Genomic DNA, 21,838 nt, shown 5'->3' with positions numbered 1-21,838 from the left:
ACACCACCTTTAACATGTATGTCAGTATATGGGGATGTTTCCCACACATTCAACGCCATGTTTACGGAAAAATAAAAGGGGAGATAAAATCCCCCCTTTTTAATTAAATGTCTGTATGAATTGATGAATTATTCGCCAGATGCCTGCTGCGCTTCCGGCTTACCGTAAATCAGCAATGGCTTGCTCTGACCGCCAATCACCGACTCATCGATCACCACTTTTTCGACGTCTTCCATAGAAGGCAGATCGTACATGGTGTCGAGCAGCGCGGCTTCGACGATAGAACGCAGACCACGAGCACCGGTTTTACGCGCCATCGCTTTCTTAGCGATCGCATCCAGCGCTTCCTCACGGAATTCCAGATCGACACCTTCAAGATTGAACAGCGCCTGGTATTGCTTGGTCAGGGCGTTTTTCGGCTCTTTGAGGATCTGGATCAACGCTTCTTCGCTCAGCTCGCTCAGTGTTGCCACAACCGGCAGACGACCGATGAACTCAGGGATCAGACCAAATTTGATCAGATCTTCCGGTTCGACCTGCGACAGCAGTTCACCTTCGCTGGCTTTATCAGACTGTGCTTTTACCGTTGCGCCAAAACCAATGCCGGAGCCGGTTTCAACACGGTTAGCAATGACTTTATCCAGACCGGCAAATGCACCACCGCAGATAAACAGGATCTTGGAGGTATCAACCTGCAGGAATTCCTGCTGAGGATGTTTACGACCACCCTGTGGCGGAACGGCAGCAACCGTACCTTCGATCAGTTTCAACAGCGCCTGCTGTACGCCTTCGCCGGAAACGTCACGGGTAATAGATGGGTTATCAGACTTACGAGAAATCTTGTCGATCTCATCGATATAGACGATCCCACGCTGTGCTTTCTGCACGTCGTAATCGCACTTCTGCAACAGCTTCTGAATAATATTTTCAACATCTTCACCCACATAACCGGCTTCGGTCAGCGTGGTGGCATCAGCCATGGTGAACGGAACGTCCAGCAGGCGCGCCAGCGTTTCAGCCAGCAGCGTTTTACCGGAACCCGTCGGGCCAATCAGCAGGATGTTACTTTTGCCCAACTCGACGCCATTGCTGGTGTCACCGTTGCGCAGACGTTTGTAATGGTTGTATACCGCGACCGCCAGCACTTTCTTCGCCTGCTCCTGACCGATAACGTAATCGTCCAGGTGGTTGCGAATTTCATGTGGCGTCGGCAGCGCACTGCGTTCACGGTGCGGTGCTACTTCCTTAATCTCTTCGCGAATGATGTCGTTGCATAAATCAACACATTCGTCGCAGATATACACGGATGGACCGGCAATCAGCTTACGCACTTCATGCTGGCTTTTGCCGCAAAAAGAGCAGTACAACAATTTGCCCGAGCCATCTTTGCGTTTATCTGTCATGGGTCAAAACCTCTTCTTTGTTCTTTGTGCCGCACACGACGACGCAAATGCCATTCTCAGGCGCAAGACGCTAGTCAGCGTTGTGCCGCTCCAGGTAATTATAGCGGCACACCTGCGCACTGGGCATTAATTACGATGGGTCAAAATCGAGTCGACCAGACCGTACTCTACCGCTTCAGAAGCGGAGAGGAAGCGATCGCGCTCGGTATCACGTTCAATCTGCTCAAGAGATTGACCCGTATGATGCGCCATAAGTTCGTTCATGCGCCCTTTTACCTTCAGGATTTCACGGGCATGAATTTCAATATCCGTTGCCTGGCCCTGGTAACCGCCCAGAGGCTGGTGGATCATGACGCGAGAGTTAGGCAGGCAAAAACGTTTGCCTTTCGCCCCGGCGGTCAGCAGGAACGCACCCATTGAGGCCGCCTGGCCCATACAAATGGTGCTGACGTCCGGCTTAATAAACTGCATGGTGTCATAGATAGACATCCCGGCAGTGATCACTCCACCAGGGGAGTTGATGTACAGGTAGATATCTTTTTCTGGGTTTTCTGCTTCCAGGAACAGCATCTGCGCCACGATCAGGTTAGCCATATGGTCTTCGACCTGGCCGGTCAGAAAAATGACGCGTTCCTTAAGTAGACGAGAATAGATATCAAAAGAGCGCTCACCACGTGAGGTCTGTTCAATGACCATCGGCACCAGCGCCATATGGGGTGCAAAGTTATCTCGTTCGCCGCTGTATGACATTTCCGTCTCCTGGATAAAATTTGAAAAAACCTGCTGTGCTGATTGTAACCTTATGGACGGATTATCAGCTAGTCCCTCAGTAATGGGTACGACATCGCCATAATTCAAGCATAACAATCTTTTGTTGTAACGCTAACACTGAAACGCTGTTTTCGCACTCTTCCCATGCAAAATGCGTGACAAAAAAAAACCCGCCACCAAAAGGTGACGGGCTTGCGTACGAAATTCGAGCTAAAAAAGCGACGAATTACGCCTGCTGATTCATCAGTTCGTTGAAGGAAGTGGCTTTTTCAGTCACTTTCGCTTTCGCCAGAACGGCTTCAACAGCCTGCTCTTCCAGAGCGACGTTACGCATGTTGTCCATCAGCTCTTTGTTTTTGCTGTAGAACTCAACAACTTCTTTCGGATCTTCGTAAGCAGAAGCCATCTCTTCGATCAGGCCTTTAACGCGATCTTCGTCAGCTTTCAGTTCGTTGGTACGAATCACTTCGCCCAGCAGCAGACCAACAACTACGCGACGCTTAGCCTGTTCTTCGAACAGTTCACGCGGCAGTTCCAGAGCTTGTTTCTCGTTGCCGCCGAAACGTTGTGCAGCCTGACGACGCAGAACGTCGATTTCGCTGTCGATCAGAGCAGCCGGAACGTCGATGTCGTTAGCTTTTACCAGACCTTCGATCGCCTGAGACTTAACGCGGTTACGCACAGCGCCTTTCAGCTCGCGTTCCATGTTTTTACGGACTTCAGCGCGCAGACCTGCTACGGAACCATCTTCAACGCCGAAACGTTTGATGAATTCTTCAGTCAGTTCCGGCAGTTCGCGTTCTTCAACTTTCTTCAGGTTGATAACGAACTTCGCAGCTTTACCTTTCAGGTTTTCAGCGTGGTATTCTTCCGGGAAGGTCACGTCGATAGTGAACTCTTCGCCAGCTTTGTGGCCTTTAACGCCTTCTTCAAAGCCCGGGATCATACGACCCTGGCCCATCGCCAGTACGAAGTCAGACGCTTTGCCGCCTTCGAACTCTTCGCCGTCTACAGAACCGGTGAAGTCGATGGTTACACGGTCTTCTGCATCAGCAGCGCCGTCTTTGTCTTTCCAGGTAGCCTGCTGCTTGCGCAGGGTGTCCAGCATTACGTCAACGTCAGCGTCGGTAACTTCAACAACCGGTTTTTCAACTTCGATTGCTTCCAGGCCAGTCAGCTCAACTTCCGGGTAAACTTCAAACTCTACCGCGTAAGTAAAATCTTCACCCAGTTTGTATTCGCCCGGAACGTAGTTCGGTGCGCCAGCCGGATTGATTTTTTCTTTGATGATCGCGTCAACGAAGTTGCGGCTCATCAGGTCACCCAGAACGTCCTGGCGAACAGACGCGCCATAACGCTGAGCAACAACATTCATCGGTACTTTTCCTTTGCGGAAACCGTCAATACGCACTTTCTTCGCTACGTTGACCAGCTCGCTTTTCACAGCGGTCTCGATGCTGTCAGCAGCGATAGTAATCGTTACACGGCGGCCAAGGCCTTGAGTGGTTTCAACTGAAACTTGCATCTTGTTACCTCAAAAAATCACAGTGCTCGGTCAACTCTTCTCCGCAAGCACAGGTTGTTGGCTTCGCGGAACTGGGATGTTCTCATAAGCAATCACATTCCCTGTCGTCAGAATCATCCCGAAGACATTCCGAAAAATAAGACGCGCATTATAGCGGCATCACTTTTATGAGTCGAGAACGGTTATCGCGCGTTGCTGCGGCTTTTTTCACAATTCCCGGCTAATTTTTGTCTGAATACTGTACGACTGCCCCAGAATTCAGACAAAACAAAACGGCCCGCAGGCCGTTTTCACATAATCTGTAGCAACATACTGGAAAAGCGTCGGTTGTTGCAAATCCGTTTTTACGCGATGCTTCCCGCCCCACGACACGGAGGCGATGCAAAAATCGTATCCTGCAACGCTTCCCACTCCTTAATAGTGTAGGTATGCAGGGCAAGCGCATGAACGGTTGTGGAAAGCTCCGCCGTTAACGTGCTGTAAATCATCCGATGACGATTAAGAAAACGTTCACCTGTAAAGCGATCGCTAACCAGTACAACCTTAAAGTGGCTTTCAGAACCAGCCGGGACATTGTGACGATAGCTTTCATCCACAACTTCGAGGAACACGGGTTCGAACGCTGCCCTTAATTTTTCTTCTATTTGCTCACGAATCATCATGAAATTTTTCCTCCGACAACGCTGAGATGTCACCCATCCCTTTAAATACTAGCCGCTTTTACCGTTTTCATTACACCTTAGCAACAAAAAATTAGCGCTTGTCTGATTTTCTCATTCAAACGGATGAAGTTCACTGATTCCTCACTCCAATTTATTGCAAAAAGTCCGTTTATAGTCTCCACAAAGTCATAAAACGGACAACACAATGAATTTACATGCGTTACCCACTTCCCCTCATCGTTGGCGATGTTATGATGGCGGGAATTTTCTCTAACCATACAATTTAGATTCGCTGAGAGCCCTGGCATGTTTAAAAAAATTCTCGTCCCGTTTGTCGCGCTGTTTATGTTAGCTGGATGCGCAACACCGCCGACCACTATTGAAGTCTCCCCGAAAATTACCCTGCCGCAGCAGGACCCAAGCCTGATGGGTGTGACCGTTAGCATCAACGGAGCCGACCAGCGCCAGGATCAAGCGCTGGCAAAAGTCACCCGCGACAACCAGTTGGTGACCCTGACCGCGTCCCGCGACCTGCGTTTCCTGCTGCAAGAAGTACTGGAAAAACAGATGACCGCACGCGGTTATATGATTGGACCGAACGGTGCAGTCAACCTGCAAATCATTGTTAGCCAGCTGTATGCTGACGTGTCTCAGGGTAGCGTGCGCTATAACATCGCCACCAAAGCAGACATCGCCATCATTGCGACCGCCGCCAACGGCAACAAGATGACCAAAAACTACCGCGCAAGCTATTCTGTTGAAGGTGCACTGCAAGCCTCTAACAAAAATATCGCTGATGCCGTTAACAGCGTGCTGACCGACACCATCGCTGATATGTCTCAGGACACCAGCGTTCACGATTTCATCAAGCAGAACGCTCGTTAATTTCTGCCCATATGGCCCGGCGTTCGTCGGGCCTATAGAAGCCCATGTCCAGTCAATACTTACGTATTTTTCAGCAACCACGTTCAGCTATCCTGCTCATTCTGGGGTTCGCCTCCGGTTTACCGCTCGCACTCACCTCCGGTACGCTTCAGGCGTGGATGACAGTCGAGAATATCGATCTTAAAACCATCGGTTTCTTTTCCCTGGTCGGTCAGGCCTACGTATTTAAATTTCTCTGGTCCCCGTTGATGGACCGTTACACGCCACCGTTTTTAGGTCGACGTCGCGGCTGGCTGCTGGCGACCCAGGTGCTGTTGTTAATTTCTATCGCTGCGATGGGCTTTCTGGAGCCTGGCACACAGTTACGCTGGATGGCCGCACTCGCAGTAGTGATCGCTTTTTGCTCGGCATCGCAGGATATCGTCTTTGATGCCTGGAAAACCGACGTATTGCCCGCAGAAGACCGCGGTACCGGCGCGGCTATCAGCGTGCTGGGCTATCGATTAGGGATGCTGGTTTCAGGCGGATTGGCCTTGTGGATGGCCGATCGCTGGCTGGGCTGGCAAGGGATGTACTGGCTGATGGCTGCGCTGTTGATTCCCTGTATCATCGCCACCCTGTTAGCACCTGAACCGACTGACACCATTCCGGTGCCTAAAACGCTGGAACAGGCGGTTGCGGCTCCGCTGCGAGACTTCTTTGGTCGTAACAATGCATGGCTGATCCTGCTGCTTATTGTGCTGTATAAGCTCGGGGATGCTTTCGCCATGAGCCTGACCACCACCTTTTTAATCCGCGGCGTTGGGTTTGATGCGGGTGAAGTTGGCGTGGTGAATAAGACGCTGGGGTTACTGGCCACCATTGTTGGCGCGCTGTACGGTGGGATCCTGATGCAGCGCCTCTCTCTGTTCCGCGCATTGCTTATTTTCGGCATCTTGCAAGGGGCGTCGAATGCGGGCTACTGGCTACTGTCCATCACTGACAAACACATGTTCAGCATGGCGGCGGCCGTCTTCTTTGAAAACCTGTGCGGCGGAATGGGCACGGCGGCATTTGTCGCTTTATTAATGACGCTGTGCAATAAGTCCTTCTCAGCGACCCAGTTCGCCCTGCTCTCCGCGCTTTCAGCCGTTGGTCGCGTTTACGTTGGCCCGGTAGCGGGTTGGTTTGTCGAAGCACACGGCTGGCCGACGTTTTATCTGTTCTCCGTGTTTGCCGCGATCCCCGGTCTGATACTGCTGCTGGTATGTCGCCAGACCCTGGAACATAGCTGGCAAAATGAAAGCTTCATTCCGCGCACGGAATTTCGTGGAGCATACAGTCTGGCATTAATGACGCTAGTTGCGGGCTGCTGCCTGCTGCTGGTTTGGCTGCTGCTGTTAACCATGAACGCGCTGGATTACACCAACTTCTCCTTCCTGCCGGAACTGCTTGAAGTCTCAGTGGTAGTCGCGGTCTGCGGGGTCGTTTTTGGTGGATTGCTTGATTATCTGGCATTGCGCAAAACCCGTCTGGCATGATGTTGCATATTTATGCTCTAAATAATTCGAGTTACGGGACAAAAGGCGTGAGCGTTTTGAACAGCGCTTGCGCTGGCCCCGTAGGGGAGAGGCCGAGAGGCCGAATCACGCGGCGACGCAGCAAATCCCCAGGAGCTTACATAAGTAAGTGACTGGGGTGAGCGAGGAAAGCCAACACACCTGTAGCTTGAAGTATGACGAGCATATTTGGTCGTTGTAATCACCCTACGTAATTATAACGGCGAAATAAGCAACAACTGCTAAAAATAATATTTGTTATTTTGTGCGCCAAAGAATTTGGAAATTATTGACGCCTTTTATATATACTATTTTCCTTACTCGATTCAGCCAAGAAAGATTTATTTTTTGTTCCTCAATTGTCCGTTTATTGATAATCAATTGTTAAGCAATTGTTTTATTTTCGTATTGGTTATACCAATTGCCCTCAGTACGCCCCCCACCTGCCCGCTTTCGTTATAACGTGATGTTGCAACAGGTTCTTAAAGCCAAAGCGACATATATTGCAACATATGTGACATGCACGGCAGAACCCAGTAACACAGATCTAGAGATGTTTACAGTAATGTAACCTTCCCGTAAAATGCCCTCACACTTTAAACGCCACCCGGTCCCGTGGAATTGAGGTCGTTAAATGAGACTCAGGAAATACAATAAAAGTTTGGGATGGTTGTCATTAATTGCAGGCACTGCATTACTCAGTGGCTGTAATTCTGCGCTGCTTGACCCTAAAGGACAGATTGGACTGGAACAACGGTCATTGATACTGACGGCATTTGGCCTGATGTTGATTGTCGTTATTCCCGCCATCTTGATGGCTGTTAGTTTTGCCTGGAAGTATCGTGCAAGCAATAAAGATGCGAAGTACAGCCCGAACTGGTCACACTCCAATAAAGTGGAAGCTGTGGTCTGGACGGTGCCGATCTTAATCATCATTTTCCTTGCCGTTCTGACCTGGAAAACCACTCACGCTCTTGAGCCAAGCAAACCGCTGGCGCATGACGAGAAGCCCATTACCATCGAAGTGGTTTCCATGGACTGGAAATGGTTCTTCATCTATCCGGAACAGGGTATCGCTACCGTGAATGAAATCGCCTTCCCGGCGAATACTCCGGTTGAATTCAAAGTGACTTCCAACTCCGTGATGAACTCCTTCTTTATCCCGCGTCTGGGTAGCCAGATTTATGCCATGGCCGGTATGCAGACTCGACTGCATCTGATCGCCAACGAAGTCGGTACTTATGATGGTATCTCCGCAAGTTATAGCGGACCAGGCTTCTCCGGTATGAAGTTCAAGGCTATCGCAACAAAGGACCGCGCCGAATTCGACCAATGGGTTGCTAAAGCTAAACAGTCCACGAACACCATGAGCGACATGGCAGCGTTCGAGAAAGTGGCTGCGCCAAGCGAATACAACCAGGTGGAATACTTCTCCAACGTGAAACCGGATTTGTTTAAAGATGTTATTAACAAATTTATGGCTCACGGTAAGAGCATGGACATGACCCAACCCGAAGGTGAGCACAGCGCACACGAAGGAATGGAAGGCATGGACATGAGCCACGCGGAATCCGCTCACTAAGGGGCCGAGGAAGAATACGATGTTCGGAAAATTGACGCTGGATGCAGTTCCGTTCCATGAACCTATTGTCATGGTTACGATTGCTGCCATTATCATCGGTGGTGCGGCCTTACTGGGCCTTATCACTTACTTCGGTAAGTGGACCTACCTGTGGAAAGAGTGGCTGACTTCTGTTGACCACAAACGCCTTGGCATCATGTATGTCATCGTCGCAATCGTCATGTTGATTCGTGGCTTTGCCGACGCCATCATGATGCGTAGTCAGCAAGCGCTGGCTTCTGCAGGTGAAGCAGGCTTCCTGCCTCCTCACCACTACGACCAGATCTTCACGGCTCACGGCGTGATTATGATCTTCTTCGTGGCAATGCCATTTGTTATCGGTCTGATGAACCTGGTGGTTCCGCTGCAGATCGGCGCACGTGACGTTGCATTCCCGTTCCTGAACAACCTGAGCTTCTGGTTCACCGTTGTCGGCGTAATCCTGGTTAACCTTTCTCTGGGCGTGGGTGAATTCGCGCAGACCGGTTGGCTGGCGTATCCGCCACTTTCGGGAATAGAGTACAGTCCAAGCGTCGGGGTCGACTATTGGATATGGGCAGTCCAGTTGTCCGGTATTGGTACAACCCTGACCGGTATCAACTTCTTTGTGACCATCATTAAGATGCGTGCGCCAGGAATGACCATGTTCAAGATGCCGGTGTTTAGCTGGGCATCTCTGTGCGCGAACATCCTGATCATCGCTTCTTTCCCAATCCTGACGGTTACCGTCGCGTTGCTGACCCTGGATCGCTATCTGGGCACCCATTTCTTTACCAACGATATGGGCGGCAACATGATGATGTACATCAACCTGATTTGGGCCTGGGGCCATCCGGAAGTGTACATTCTGGTTCTGCCAGTCTTCGGTGTGTTCTCCGAAATCGCGGCAACCTTCTCACGTAAACGTCTGTTTGGTTACACCTCGCTGGTGTGGGCAACCGTGTGTATCACCGTTCTGTCGTTCGTTGTTTGGCTGCACCACTTCTTCACCATGGGTGCAGGCGCTAACGTAAACGCCTTCTTCGGTATCACCACCATGATTATCGCCATCCCGACCGGGGTGAAGATCTTCAACTGGCTGTTCACCATGTATCAGGGCCGTATCGTATTCCACTCAGCAATGCTGTGGACGATTGGCTTTATCGTCACCTTCTCAGTCGGCGGCATGACCGGTGTACTGCTGGCGGTGCCGGGTGCGGACTTCGTTCTGCACAACAGTCTGTTCCTGATTGCGCACTTCCATAACGTTATCATCGGCGGTGTCGTATTTGGATGCTTCGCTGGTATGACCTACTGGTGGCCAAAAGCGTTTGGCTTCACGCTGAACGAAACCTGGGGTAAACGCGCATTCTGGTTCTGGATCATCGGCTTCTTCGTAGCATTTATGCCGCTGTACGTGCTGGGCTTCATGGGTATGACCCGTCGCCTCAGCCAGCAGATTGATCCACAGTTCCATCCGATGCTGGTCGTTGCCGCCTGCGGCGCCGCGCTGATTGCACTGGGTATCCTGTGCCAGCTGATTCAGATCTTCGTTTCTATTCGCGACCGCGAGCAGAACCGTGACCTGACCGGTGACCCATGGGGTGGTCGTACGCTGGAGTGGGCAACCTCTTCCCCGCCTCCGTTCTATAACTTTGCCGTTGTGCCGCACGTTCACGAGCGTGATGCCTTCTGGGAAATGAAAGAAAAAGGTGAAGCGTACAAGCAGCCTGCGCACTATGAAGAAATTCATATGCCGAAGAACAGCGGTGCCGGTATCGTCATTACCGCCTTCGCAACACTGTTTGGTTTCGCCATGATCTGGCATATCTGGTGGCTGGCGATTGCAAGCTTCGCAGGCATGATCATCAGCTGGATTGTGAAAAGCTTTGATGAAGACGTGGATTACTACGTGCCGGTCCCGGAAGTCGAAAAACTGGAAAACCAGCATTTCGATGAGATTACTAAGGCAGGGCTGAAAAATGGCAACTGATACTTTAACGCACGCGACTGCCCACGCGCACGAACACGGGCACCACGATGCAGGCCAGACCAAGATCTTCGGATTCTGGGTCTACCTGATGAGCGACTGCATTCTGTTCTCTATTCTGTTTGCAACCTATGCCGTTCTGGTGAACGGCACCGCAGGTGGCCCGACAGGTAAGGACATTTTTGAACTGCCGTTCGTTCTGGTTGAAACATTCCTGCTGTTATTCAGCTCCATTACTTACGGCATGGCAGCGATTGCCATGTACAAGAACAACAAGAGCCAGGTTATCTCCTGGCTGGCGTTGACCTTCTTGTTCGGTGCCGGATTCATCGGGATGGAACTCTATGAATTCCATCACCTGATTGTTAACGGTATGGGCCCGGATCGCAGCGGCTTCCTGTCTGCGTTCTTCGCGCTGGTCGGTACGCACGGTCTGCACGTCACCTCCGGTCTTATCTGGATGGCGGTGCTGATGGTGCAAGTTGCTCGTCGCGGTCTGACCAGTACTAACCGTACCCGCATCATGTGCCTGAGCCTGTTCTGGCACTTCCTGGATGTGGTGTGGATCTGTGTGTTCACTGTTGTTTATCTGATGGGGGCGATGTAATGAGTCATTCTAACGAGAGCGGCGGCGCATCCCATGGCAGCGTAAAAACCTACATGACAGGTTTTATCCTGTCGATCATCCTGACGGTCATTCCGTTCTGGATGGTGATGACAGGTTCTGCCTCACCGGCCGTCATTCTGGGAACTATTCTGGCAATGGCTGTGGTACAGATTCTGGTGCACCTGGTGTGCTTCCTGCACATGAATAGCAAATCTGATGAAGGTTGGAACATGACGGCCTTTGTCTTTACTGTGCTAATCATCGCCATCCTGGTTGTGGGCTCCATCTGGATTATGTGGAACCTTAACTACAACATGATGATGCACTAAGAGCGGCGATTATGATGTTTAAGCAATACCTGCAAGTAACGAAACCAGGCATCATCTTTGGCAACCTGATCTCGGTGATTGGGGGATTCCTGCTGGCCTCGAAAGGCAGCATTGATTATCCCCTGTTTATCTACACGCTGGTTGGGGTGTCACTGGTTGTGGCGTCGGGTTGTGTATTTAACAACTACATCGACAGGGATATCGACAGGAAGATGGAGAGGACCAAAAACCGCGTGCTGGTTAAAGGTCTGATTTCCCCTGCGGTCTCGCTGGTATACGCCACCCTGCTGGGTATTGCTGGCTTTATGCTGCTGTGGTTTGGCGCGAATCCTCTGGCCTGCTGGCTGGGGGTAATGGGCTTCGTGGTCTATGTGGGCGTTTATAGCCTGTACATGAAGCGCCATTCCGTTTATGGCACGCTGATTGGCTCACTCTCCGGCGCTGCGCCGCCGGTGATTGGCTACTGTGCCGTAACCGGTGAGTTCGATAGCGGTGCGCTGATTCTGCTGGCTATTTTCAGCCTGTGGCAGATGCCGCACTCTTACGCGATTGCGATTTTCCGCTTCAAGGATTATCAGGCTGCCAACATCCCGGTGCTGCCGGTGGTGAAAGGTATTTCGGTCGCGAAGAACCATATCACGCTGTACATCGTGGCGTTTGCTATCGCCACGCTGATGCTAACCCTGGGCGGCTATGCAGGTTATAAATACCTGATTGTTGCGGCGGCGGTGAGCGTCTGGTGGTTGGGCATGGCGCTGCGCGGTTATAAAGTGGAAGATGACAGAGTCTGGGCGCGCAAGCTGTTCGGTTTCTCCATCATCGCCATTACCGCGCTTTCCGTGATGATGTCCGTCGACTTTATGGTGCCAAACTCGCAGAACCTGCTGACTTACGTCTGGTAAGTTAATCGTCACACCTTCTATGCCGGATGGCGGCTGACGCCTTATCCGGCCTACAAAAAAGCACATAGCTTGTAGGCCGGATAAGTTACGTTCAGATCGCTATCCGGCATTTTCGTCTCCAGCCGACGCCCCTCACAACCCCAACATTTGTTAATAAAGCGCATATTTACCCAGCCTGCTTAGCGCTTTACACTAGGCGCGAAATTAATACAGAGGTGGGAATGAACGATTACAAAATGACGCCCGGTGAGTTGCGCGCCACCTGGGGTTTAGGGACCGTATTCTCGTTGCGCATGCTTGGCATGTTTATGGTCCTGCCGGTTCTGACCACGTACGGTATGGCGCTACAGGGTGCCAGCGAAGCGCTGATAGGCCTTGCTATCGGCATTTACGGTCTGGCCCAGGCCGTCTTCCAGATCCCCTTTGGCCTGCTCTCTGACCGCATCGGTCGTAAGCCGCTTATTGTCGGCGGGCTGGCGGTATTCGTTCTCGGCAGCATAATTGCTGCTCTCTCCGATTCAATCTGGGGCATTATTCTTGGTCGGGCTTTACAAGGCTCTGGCGCCATTGCGGCTGCCGTAATGGCGCTGCTTTCCGACTTAACCCGTGAGCAAAACCGTACCAAAGCGATGGCGTTTATCGGCGTCAGCTTTGGTATCACCTTCGCCATTGCGATGGTGCTGGGACCAATCGTTACCCATGCGCTGGGGCTACACGCGCTGTTCTGGATGATTGCAGCCCTTGCTACCACGGGTATCGTGCTGACCATTTGGGTCGTTCCCAATAGCACTACCCACGTGCTGAACCGCGAGTCGGGCATGGTAAAAGGCAGCTTCAGCAAAGTGCTGGCAGAACCCAAACTGCTGAAGCTCAACTTTGGCATCATGTGTCTGCACATATTGCTGATGTCCACCTTCGTCGCTTTACCAGGCCAACTGGCGAAAGCAGGCTTCCCTGCAGCAGAGCACTGGAAAATTTATCTGGTGACGATGCTGCTGTCCTTTGTTTCCGTGGTGCCATTCATCATTTACGCCGAAGTGAAGCGCAAGATGAAACGCGTGTTCCTCGCCTGCGTGTTACTGATACTTATTGCAGAGATTGTATTGTGGAGCGCTAACGTGCGTTTCTGGGGGTTGATTGCGGGTGTGCAGATATTCTTCCTCGCCTTTAACCTGATGGAAGCCCTCCTCCCCTCTCTTATCAGTAAAGAGTCTCCGGCTGGCTATAAAGGCACGGCGATGGGCGTTTACTCCACCAGCCAGTTTCTTGGCGTGGCGATTGGCGGTTCGCTCGGCGGTTGGGTGGTCGAAATGTTCGATGGTCAGGCCGTATTCCTGGCCGGTGCGCTTCTGGCGGCGGTGTGGTTATTGGTGGCAAGTACAATGAAAGAGCCGCCGTATGTCAGCAGCCTGCGGGTGGAAATCCCACCTGAAATTGCTGCGGATGACACCCTGAAGCAGCGTCTGCTGGCTAAAGAAGGAATAAGCGAAGTGTTAATTGTGGCGAAAGAGCATTCGGCCTACGTGAAAATCGACAGCAAAGTCACCAATCGATTTGAGGTTGAGCAGGCCATCAGCCAGGCGTGAAGATGAGATTTGTCAGATGGCGGCTTACGCCATCTGACATAACGACTTAATCGCGGAAGTTCTTGAACTGGAACGGTTGACCGAGGTCGCCGCCGCGAACCAGTGCCATGACGGATTGCAGGTCGTCACGCGCCTTGCCGGTTACACGGATTTCTTCGCCCTGAATCTGCGCCTGCACCTTCAGTTTGCTGTCTTTGATCAGCTTAACGATTTTCTTTTGCACTGCGCTTTCAATGCCTTGTTTCAGCTTAGCTTCAACAAACCAGGTTTTACCGCTGTGCACGAAGGTTTCTGGTACGTCCAGCGACGTGCCTTCAATACCGCGTTTGAGCAGCTTGGCACGCAGAATATCCAGCAACTGATTGACCTGGAAATCAGACTCGCTCAGCACCTTAATCGTCTTATTTGACTCATTCAGCTCAAAAGTCGCTTCAACGCCACGAAAATCAAAGCGTGACTCCACTTCACGGCTGGCGTTATCTACCGCGTTACGGGCTTCCTGAAGATCAACTTCAGAGACAATATCGAAAGATGGCATCTTTTCCTCTCCCTTCATTTTTGATGCGAAGCATAATACCTGCAAAGTTACCCAACAGACAGCGCTATACTAGGCTGTATCCTTTAATTGTACGTGGTACTGATACCTGCGAACAATAATGGGGTACGGCCGATATGGATTAACACCTGGTGCTGTTGCAGGTGAGGAGGAAGAATGAAAATTACCGTACTGGGATGTGGAGCGCTAGGACAGCTTTGGCTTACCGCGCTATGCAAACATGGACATGAGGTGCAAGGGTGGCTACGCGTACCGCAACCCTATTGCAGCGTAAACCTGATCGACACGGATGGGTCAGTTTTTAATGAATCCCTGACGGCAAACGACCCCGACTTTTTGGCAAAAAGCGACCTGCTACTGGTCACCCTTAAAGCCTGGCAGGTTTCTGATGCGGTAAAAGGCCTGGCCGCAATTCTGCCTGAAACTACTCCCATTCTGCTGATTCACAACGGCATGGGGACAATTGAAGAGCTGCATAACATTAAGCAACCTCTGCTGATAGGCACCACCACCCACGCGGCACGCCGTGACGGCAACGTCATCATTCATGTCGCTCAGGGAACAACACGCATTGGTCCGGCACGTGAACAAGACGGTGATTTCAGTTATCTGGCTGAAGTCCTGCAAGAGGTGCTACCGGACGTCGCCTGGCACGATACTATTCGCGCCGAGCTGTGGCGAAAGCTGGCCGTCAACTGCGTCATTAACCCGCTGACCGCATTATGGAATTGCCCAAACGGCGAGTTACGCCATCATCCTGAAAAAATAGCACTCATCTGCGAGGAAGTGGCCGCGGTCATTGAACGCGAAGGCCACCACACATCTGTGGATGATTTACGCTATTATGTCGAGCAAGTGATTGACAGTACGGCGGAAAATATCTCATCAATGCTGCAAGACATTCGTGCCCTGCGTCATACAGAGATCGACTACATTACCGGATATTTGTTAAAACGCGCCCGCGCGCACGGCATCGCCGTCCCGGAAAACGCCCAACTGTTTGAAATGGTAAAGAGAAAGGAAAGTGAGTATGAGCGCTCAAGCACTGGTATGTCTCGCCCCTGGTAGTGAAGAGACCGAAGCGGTCACCACTATCGATCTGCTGGTTCGCGGCGGAATTAAGGTCACGACCGCCAGCGTCGCCAGCGATGGCGACCTGACGATCGTCTGCTCACGCGGAGTGAAGCTGTTGGCGGATGCGCCATTAGTCGAAGTTGCTGACGGCGATTTCGACATTATCGTGCTGCCGGGCGGTATTAAAGGCGCCGAGTGTTTTCGCGACAGCCCGCTGCTTATCGAAACCGTGAAACAGTTTCATCGTTCCGGGCGCATTGTCGCGGCAATTTGCGCCGCGGCCGCCACCGTACTCGTCCCACACGATATTTTCCCCATCGGTAACATGACCGGTTTTCCGGCGCTGAAAGACCAAATTCCCGCTGACCAGTGGCAGGACAAGCGCGTCGTATGGGATCCTCGCGTCAACCTGTTAACCAGCCAGGGACCGGGGACTTCCATTGATTTCGGTTTGAAAATCATTGATCTTCTGGTGAGTCGCGAAAAAGCTCACGAGGTGGCGTCACAACTGGTGATGGCCGCGGGAATCTATAACTACTACGAGTAAATCTTCGAGCCACTCCCTTATAAGGAATCATAATGAAAGGATATCTGAGTGGAGTGGCTTTACTGCTCCTTTCCGGTTATGCCACAGCGACACAACTCGAAATAAAGAGTATTGAATATCGCTATCCCGGAAGCACTGAAATGCAGTATCGCTTGCCATGGTTTTCCTCGACGGATAACCCCAACGTTGCAAAACGCATTAACGATTATATTTTCGCAAGCTTTATCAATCAGCTACCGGGCAATACTCCACAGGCCACAGTAAATCAGTTTGCGAAATCAGCCATGAATCCCACCGCAAACCTTGACTACACGGTTGAGTATCGCGACGCAAAAATCCTGACCATGAATATGTTTATCGAAGGTTGCGGGGCGTATTGCGAGTCGTACAATGTGCCGATCAGCTTCGATTTAGCCAGCGGTGCGGCAATTACCCTTAACGATCTCTTTTCCCGGGCTACAATCGCCGAATTAAACACCCGCACCAGAAAAGATATCCGCGGCCAAATCGATACCTTTGTTACGGCGCATAATTCGCAAACACCAGAACAAATAAAAGAAGAGAAAGGTGAAGATTTTAACTATGCCGAATTCTACGCATCGTGCGCAACCTACACCGACGGTTTGTACTACATCGACAAATTCTCCCTGCAAAAAGACCATCTGGCTTTCCTGAACGGACGCTGTAGCAACCACGCCAGCCGTGCGCTCGACGAGTTGGGTGATTTCACAACGAAAATCCCAACCGCGGAACTGCAAAATCGACTCACACCGTACGGCCAATATCTGACTACAGCAAAGAGTACAACACCAGTTTCGCCAGCGCCCGGCATTGACGGCAAAGTCATGTACGGCACGCTGGGAAAAAGCATGCATATTGTGTTGAAGGTGGACTGCAAATACGGTGATTTTTTTGAAGGGGCTTACTTTTACCAAAAATTTGGCGCACCGATTGAATTGACCGGCAAATGCGACACAGCCGACAATCAACATTATGAACTGAAGACATCTGCGGCTGAAAAAACGCAAGAGAAGATAACGCTGGAATTAAAAGACGGTGTCTATCAGGGGGTCTGGGAGTCGAACGGGAAGACACTTCCCGTTCGTTTTGAATAATATCGTTATATTGCCGGATGGAGGCGTAACCGCCTTATCCGGCCTACAACACGGTGTTTACTCAATTACGGGCGATACACCTTCACGTTCTCAAAGCCCTGCTCGCGCAGATAAAGCGCCTGCAGACGGCTCATCACCCCGCGTTCACACCACAGCAGCCAGGTTTTACTCTGGTCCAGATCGCCGAATTTAGTGCTCAGCTTGTAGAATGGCAGAGAAACGACGTCCACACCTTCAACCTTCAGCGGTTTATCATCCTGTTCATCCACAGAACGGATATCAAGGATTACGTCATTCGGGCCGAAACCGCTCACGGTTTCCACTTCTACCACGGTCTGCTGCGTCTGCTGGGCGATATCGCGAATATCGATATTGTTCGCTTCTTCAACCACTTTATCGAGGATAGAGAAATCGAAGTTTTCTTCTTCGGCCTCAATCTTCGCTTTGATCGCTTTCACCGTCGGGCTTTTTGAAATTACACCGCAGTATTCCGGCATGGTACGGGCAAAGTCTTCGGTGCCAATTTCACGCGCCAGATTGATGATGTGCTCTTTATCATGGGAGATAAGCGGGCGCAGGATCAGGGTGTCAGAAACGTTATCGATCAGACGCAGGTTGGTCAGCGTCTGGCTGGACACCTGGCCCAGTGCTTCACCGGTTACCAGCGCCTGTACGCCGTAGCGCTCAGCGACTTTCGACGCCGCGCGAACCATCATACGTTTGAGAACCACGCCCATCTGGCCGTCATCAACTTTCTCCAGGATCTCACCGACCACCGGTTCAAAGTTGATAGCAACAAAACGCACGCGATGCGAACTACCGAAGCGGTTCCACAGGTAATGCGCCACCTGGCGAACGCCGATTTCATGCGCTGCGCCGCCAAGGTTAAAGAAGCAATAGTGTACACGGCAGCCGCGACGCATCAGCATGTAGCTGGATACACCAGAGTCGAAACCGCCGGAAATCAGCGACAGTACGTCTTCCTGCGTCCCAATCGGGAAACCACCAATACCTTCATAGCGGCCTTTAACCAGCAGCAGACGGTCGTTTTCGATTTCAAGATTAACGGTCACATCCGGCTTCGTCAGCTTCACGCGTGCAGATTCAATATGTTGGTTCAGTCCACCGCCAACATAACGTTCCACCTCAATGGAGCTAAACTCATGCTTCCCGCGACGCTTCACGCGAACACAGAAGGTTTTACCTTCCAGTTGATCGCGATACTGCACCAGTGCCTTCTCGAAAATATCGTGCATATCGGTAAACGGCACGTCTTCTACTTCGAGAATGTGGTGGATACCCGGAATACGGGTCAGCGCGTCGCGAATATCCAGGCGCTGGCTTTCATCTTTAGCGCGAACCTCAACGTGATCCCAGTGACGGACAACGGCAAGGTCTTCATCATAGTGCTTTAAAACGTTACGAATGTTCCCTGTCAGAATTTTTATAAAGCGCAAACGCACAGATTGGCTTTTGATGGTGATTTCTGGGAACAATTTAATGATAAACTTCATGGCGGCAATGGTTCTTAGGCAAGTCTGAATGACTTGTAATGGAAAAAAATACAGCAGCCCATACCCGCGACTGCATCCAGGCGCGCAAGTATATCACCATCACGCGGCTACTGTGCACATTGCGCGTTATTTGCTTATCAGTGCGAGTCCGTTACCATAGTCTTGTGCTGCCAATACAGAGAGTCAGACATTCATTATGCCGAAGAAAAATGAAGCGCCCGCCAGTTTTGAAACCGCGCTGAGCGAGCTGGAACAAATTGTTACCCGTCTGGAAGGCGGCGACCTGCCGTTAGAAGAAGCGTTGAACGAATTCGAACGTGGCGTACAGTTGGCGCGTCAGGGACAGGTCAAATTGCAACAGGCTGAACAGCGCGTACAAATCCTGCTGTCAGATACTGAAGACGCCGCCCTTACGCCTTTTACACCGGATAATGAGTAAATGGATTTTACGCAGCAGCTACAGGCTTGCGTTGAGCAGGCAAACCAGGCACTGAGCCGTTTTATCGCGCCACTGCCCTTTCAGAACACTCCCGTGGTAGAAACCATGCAATATGGCGCATTATTAGGCGGTAAACGCCTGCGCCCGTTCCTGGTGTATGCGACCGGTCAGATGTTTGGTGTCAGCCTGAGTACGCTTGATGCTCCCGCTGCCGCCGTCGAATGCATTCATGCCTATTCGCTGATGCACGATGATTTGCCCGCGATGGATGACGATGACCTGCGACGCGGTCTGCCGACTTGCCACGTAAAATTTGGCGAGGCAAATGCGATCCTGGCCGGAGATGCGCTACAAACGCTGGCATTCTCCATTATCAGCGACGCCCCAATGCCGGAAGTCACTGACCGTGACCGCATCGCGATGATCTCTGAACTGGCTCAGGCCAGCGGCATCGCCGGTATGTGCGGCGGTCAAGCGCTGGATCTGGAAGCTGAAGGTCATCAGGTTGAGCTGGATGCACTGGAGCGGATTCACCGCCATAAAACCGGAGCATTGATTCGCGCCGCCGTGCGTTTGGGGGCGTTAAGTGCTGGCGATAAAGGGCGAGAATGCCTGCCAATACTCGACAAATACGCAGAAAGCATCGGTCTGGCTTTCCAGGTTCAGGATGACATCCTGGATGTGGTAGGCGATACTGCAACATTGGGTAAACGTCAGGGTGCTGACCAGCAGCTTGGCAAAAGTACCTATCCTGCACTTCTGGGTCTTGAGCAAGCCCAGAATAAAGCCCGGGATTTAATCGAGGACGCCCGCCAGTCGCTAAGTCTGCTGGCCGCACAGTCACTCGATACCTCGGCACTGGAAGCGCTAGCGGACTACATAATCCAGCGTGATAAATAAACCAACATATCCCATGAGCTTGCGATGAGTTTTGATATAGCCAAATACCCGACCCTGGCGCTGGTCGACTCCACCCAGGAGTTACGTCTGCTGCCAAAAGAGAGCCTGCCAAAGCTTTGCGACGAACTGCGCCGCTATTTGCTCGACAGCGTAAGCCGTTCCAGCGGGCACTTCGCCTCTGGTCTGGGCACGGTGGAACTCACCGTCGCGCTGCACTATGTCTACAACACCCCGTTTGACCAGTTAATCTGGGATGTGGGACATCAGGCTTATCCGCACAAAATTCTGACTGGTCGCCGCGATAAAATCGGCACCATTCGTCAGAAAGGCGGCCTGCATCCGTTCCCATGGCGCGGTGAAAGCGAGTATGACGTACTGAGCGTTGGGCACTCTTCAACCTCCATCAGCGCAGGTATCGGTATTGCCGTTGCCGCCGAGAAAGAAGGTAAAGAGCGCCGTACCGTGTGTGTGATTGGTGATGGTGCCATCACCGCAGGGATGGCGTTTGAAGCGATGAACCACGCGGGCGATATTAGGCCCGACATGCTGGTTATCCTCAACGACAACGAAATGTCGATTTCAGAGAACGTTGGCGCGCTGAACAATCATCTGGCACAGCTGCTCTCTGGCAAACTCTACTCATCGCTGCGCGAAGGCGGGAAGAAAGTCTTCTCCGGCGTGCCGCCGATTAAAGAACTGCTCAAACGTACCGAAGAACACATTAAAGGTATGGTTGTGCCGGGGACTCTGTTTGAAGAACTGGGCTTTAACTATATCGGTCCGGTGGACGGTCACGACGTGCTGGGGCTTATTACTACGCTCAAAAACATGCGCGATCTGAAAGGCCCGCAGTTCCTGCACATCATGACCAAAAAGGGTCGTGGCTACGAGCCTGCGGAAAAAGATCCGATAACCTTCCACGCGGTACCCAAATTCGATCCGTCCAGCGGATGCCTGCCGAAAAGCAGCGGCGGTCTGCCGAGCTATTCAAAAATTTTCGGTGACTGGCTGTGCGAGACCGCAGCGAAAGACAATAAGCTGATGGCAATCACCCCGGCAATGCGCGAAGGTTCCGGAATGGTGGAGTTTTCACGTAAGTTCCCGGACCGCTATTTCGATGTGGCGATTGCCGAGCAGCACGCTGTGACGTTTGCTGCCGGTCTGGCGATTGGCGGCTACAAGCCGGTGGTAGCCATTTACTCGACCTTCCTGCAACGCGCCTACGATCAGGTGCTGCACGATGTAGCCATCCAGAAACTGCCGGTCCTGTTCGCCGTTGACCGGGCAGGGATTGTTGGCGCAGATGGACAAACCCACCAGGGGGCGTTCGATCTCTCCTTCCTGCGCTGCATCCCGGAAATGGTCATCATGACCCCGAGTGATGAAAACGAATGCCGCCAGATGCTGTTCACCGGCTATCACTACAACGATGGTCCAACGGTCGTGCGCTACCCACGCGGTAACGCGGTAGGCGTTGAGCTGACCCCGCTGGAACAACTGCCAATTGGTAAAGGCATCGTGAAACGTCACGGGGAAAAAGTGGCGATTCTCAACTTCGGCACCCTGATGCCGGAAGCCGCTCAGGTCGCAGAGTCGCTGAACGCCACGCTGGTCGATATGCGCTTTGTAAAACCACTGGATGAGACGTTGATCCTTGAAATGGCTGCCCAACACGAGGTGCTGGTTACCATTGAAGAGAACGCCATTATGGGGGGTGCTGGCAGCGGCGTAAACGAAGTGCTGATGGCCCATCGTAAGCCCGTCCCGGTGCTGAACATTGGCCTACCTGACTTCTTCATCCCGCAGGGAACTCAGGATGAAGCTCGTGCCGATCTGGGTCTGAATGCCGCCGGAATTGAGACCAAAATCAAGGCCTGGCTGGCATAATCCCCTCC

General features: G+C 51.9%; 20 protein-coding genes. 14 read left to right on the top strand and 6 right to left on the bottom strand.

All coding sequences use genetic code 11. The features are described from left to right. Positions 1–128: 128 nt before the first annotated feature. From clpX to bolA, 4 genes are all read right to left on the bottom strand, one after another. Positions 129–1,403, bottom strand: a complete 1,275-nt coding sequence (gene clpX, locus C2U43_RS06075) for an ATP-dependent protease ATP-binding subunit ClpX (protein WP_003831013.1) — start codon at positions 1,401–1,403, stop codon at positions 129–131. Positions 1,404–1,529: 126 nt separating this feature from the next. Beyond that, complete coding sequence (gene clpP / locus C2U43_RS06070) at positions 1,530–2,153, bottom strand: ATP-dependent Clp endopeptidase proteolytic subunit ClpP (protein ID WP_003021624.1); 624 nt, start codon at positions 2,151–2,153, stop codon at positions 1,530–1,532. A gap of 247 nt (positions 2,154–2,400) precedes the next feature. After that, a complete protein-coding gene (gene tig, locus C2U43_RS06065; RefSeq protein ID WP_003021622.1) occupies positions 2,401–3,699 on the bottom strand; it encodes a trigger factor in 1,299 nt (432 codons plus the stop codon). A 344-nt stretch (positions 3,700–4,043) separates the two neighbouring features. Further along, a complete protein-coding gene (gene bolA, locus C2U43_RS06060; RefSeq protein WP_003021619.1) occupies positions 4,044–4,361 on the bottom strand; it encodes a transcriptional regulator BolA in 318 nt (105 codons plus the stop codon). 306 nt (positions 4,362–4,667) lie between these two features. Between bolA and C2U43_RS06055 the strand changes: the two genes are divergently transcribed. The 8 genes from C2U43_RS06055 (at position 4,668) to C2U43_RS06020 (ending at position 13,798) form a co-directional block, all read left to right on the top strand. Then, positions 4,668–5,246 carry a lipoprotein gene (locus tag C2U43_RS06055; protein ID WP_016152050.1) on the top strand — a complete coding sequence of 193 codons (579 nt, stop codon included), beginning with the start codon at positions 4,668–4,670 and terminating at the stop codon, positions 5,244–5,246. A 44-nt stretch (positions 5,247–5,290) separates the two neighbouring features. Next, positions 5,291–6,766, top strand: a complete 1,476-nt coding sequence (gene ampG / locus C2U43_RS06050; protein ID WP_048214791.1) for a muropeptide MFS transporter AmpG — start codon at positions 5,291–5,293, stop codon at positions 6,764–6,766. A gap of 652 nt (positions 6,767–7,418) precedes the next feature. Continuing rightward, positions 7,419–8,366: a cytochrome o ubiquinol oxidase subunit II gene (gene cyoA, locus C2U43_RS06045; RefSeq protein ID WP_103284810.1), complete on the top strand. Its 948-nt coding sequence runs from the start codon at positions 7,419–7,421 to the stop codon at positions 8,364–8,366. 19 nt (positions 8,367–8,385) lie between these two features. After that, the gene (gene cyoB, locus C2U43_RS06040) at positions 8,386–10,377 is read left to right on the top strand and encodes a cytochrome o ubiquinol oxidase subunit I (RefSeq protein WP_003831008.1); all 1,992 of its coding nucleotides are present in this window, start codon (positions 8,386–8,388) and stop codon (positions 10,375–10,377) included. After that, a complete protein-coding gene (locus C2U43_RS06035) occupies positions 10,367–10,981 on the top strand; it encodes a cytochrome o ubiquinol oxidase subunit III (RefSeq protein ID WP_003831007.1) in 615 nt (204 codons plus the stop codon). The genes cyoB and C2U43_RS06035 overlap by 11 nt, the downstream gene beginning before the upstream one ends. Then, complete coding sequence (locus C2U43_RS06030) at positions 10,981–11,310, top strand: cytochrome o ubiquinol oxidase subunit IV (protein WP_003831006.1); 330 nt, start codon at positions 10,981–10,983, stop codon at positions 11,308–11,310. The genes C2U43_RS06035 and C2U43_RS06030 overlap by 1 nt, the downstream gene beginning before the upstream one ends. Positions 11,311–11,321: 11 nt before the next feature. After that, positions 11,322–12,212: a heme o synthase gene (gene cyoE / locus C2U43_RS06025; protein ID WP_003831005.1), complete on the top strand. Its 891-nt coding sequence runs from the start codon at positions 11,322–11,324 to the stop codon at positions 12,210–12,212. 221 nt (positions 12,213–12,433) lie between these two features. Then, positions 12,434–13,798, top strand: coding sequence for an MFS transporter (locus tag C2U43_RS06020; RefSeq protein ID WP_057067573.1), 1,365 nt, complete (start codon positions 12,434–12,436; stop codon positions 13,796–13,798). A 46-nt stretch (positions 13,799–13,844) separates the two neighbouring features. Here the strand turns inward: C2U43_RS06020 and C2U43_RS06015 are convergent, their stop codons facing one another. Further along, positions 13,845–14,336, bottom strand: a complete 492-nt coding sequence (locus tag C2U43_RS06015) for a YajQ family cyclic di-GMP-binding protein (protein ID WP_003831002.1) — start codon at positions 14,334–14,336, stop codon at positions 13,845–13,847. Positions 14,337–14,510: 174 nt separating this feature from the next. Here C2U43_RS06015 and panE point away from each other — a divergent pair, with 174 nt between their 5' ends. Genes panE through C2U43_RS06000 form a run of 3 tightly spaced genes read left to right on the top strand, consistent with a single transcriptional unit; the run spans position 14,511 to position 17,090 of the window. Next, a complete protein-coding gene (gene panE, locus C2U43_RS06010; protein WP_008783936.1) occupies positions 14,511–15,422 on the top strand; it encodes a 2-dehydropantoate 2-reductase in 912 nt (303 codons plus the stop codon). Further along, entirely contained in the window at positions 15,385–15,975 is a 591-nt protein-coding gene (gene yajL, locus C2U43_RS06005; RefSeq protein WP_008783935.1) for a protein deglycase YajL, read from the top strand. Before panE ends, yajL begins: the two co-directional genes overlap by 38 nt. A gap of 32 nt (positions 15,976–16,007) precedes the next feature. Further along, on the top strand, positions 16,008–17,090 hold the full coding sequence (locus C2U43_RS06000; protein WP_103284809.1) for a hypothetical protein: 1,083 nt from the start codon (positions 16,008–16,010) through the stop codon (positions 17,088–17,090). Positions 17,091–17,155: 65 nt separating this feature from the next. Here C2U43_RS06000 and thiI read toward each other — a convergent pair whose 3' ends face one another. Further along, positions 17,156–18,604: a tRNA uracil 4-sulfurtransferase ThiI gene (thiI, locus tag C2U43_RS05995; protein ID WP_008783933.1), complete on the bottom strand. Its 1,449-nt coding sequence runs from the start codon at positions 18,602–18,604 to the stop codon at positions 17,156–17,158. 196 nt (positions 18,605–18,800) lie between these two features. Here thiI and xseB point away from each other — a divergent pair, with 196 nt between their 5' ends. The 3 genes from xseB to dxs are packed head-to-tail and all read left to right on the top strand — an operon-like array spanning position 18,801 to position 21,830. Then, positions 18,801–19,043 carry an exodeoxyribonuclease VII small subunit gene (gene xseB, locus C2U43_RS05990; protein WP_003021586.1) on the top strand — a complete coding sequence of 81 codons (243 nt, stop codon included), beginning with the start codon at positions 18,801–18,803 and terminating at the stop codon, positions 19,041–19,043. Continuing rightward, complete coding sequence (ispA, locus tag C2U43_RS05985; RefSeq protein WP_008783932.1) at positions 19,044–19,943, top strand: (2E,6E)-farnesyl diphosphate synthase; 900 nt, start codon at positions 19,044–19,046, stop codon at positions 19,941–19,943. A gap of 24 nt (positions 19,944–19,967) precedes the next feature. Further along, positions 19,968–21,830, top strand: coding sequence for a 1-deoxy-D-xylulose-5-phosphate synthase (dxs, locus tag C2U43_RS05980; RefSeq protein WP_003830996.1), 1,863 nt, complete (start codon positions 19,968–19,970; stop codon positions 21,828–21,830). Positions 21,831–21,838 lie beyond the last annotated feature (8 nt).

Source organism: Citrobacter freundii complex sp. CFNIH9 (assembly GCF_002903305.1).
Taxonomy (GTDB): domain Bacteria; phylum Pseudomonadota; class Gammaproteobacteria; order Enterobacterales; family Enterobacteriaceae; genus Citrobacter; species Citrobacter portucalensis.
Note: the sequence above shows the minus strand (reverse complement) of the source record. Positions and strands in the feature narration are given on the sequence as shown.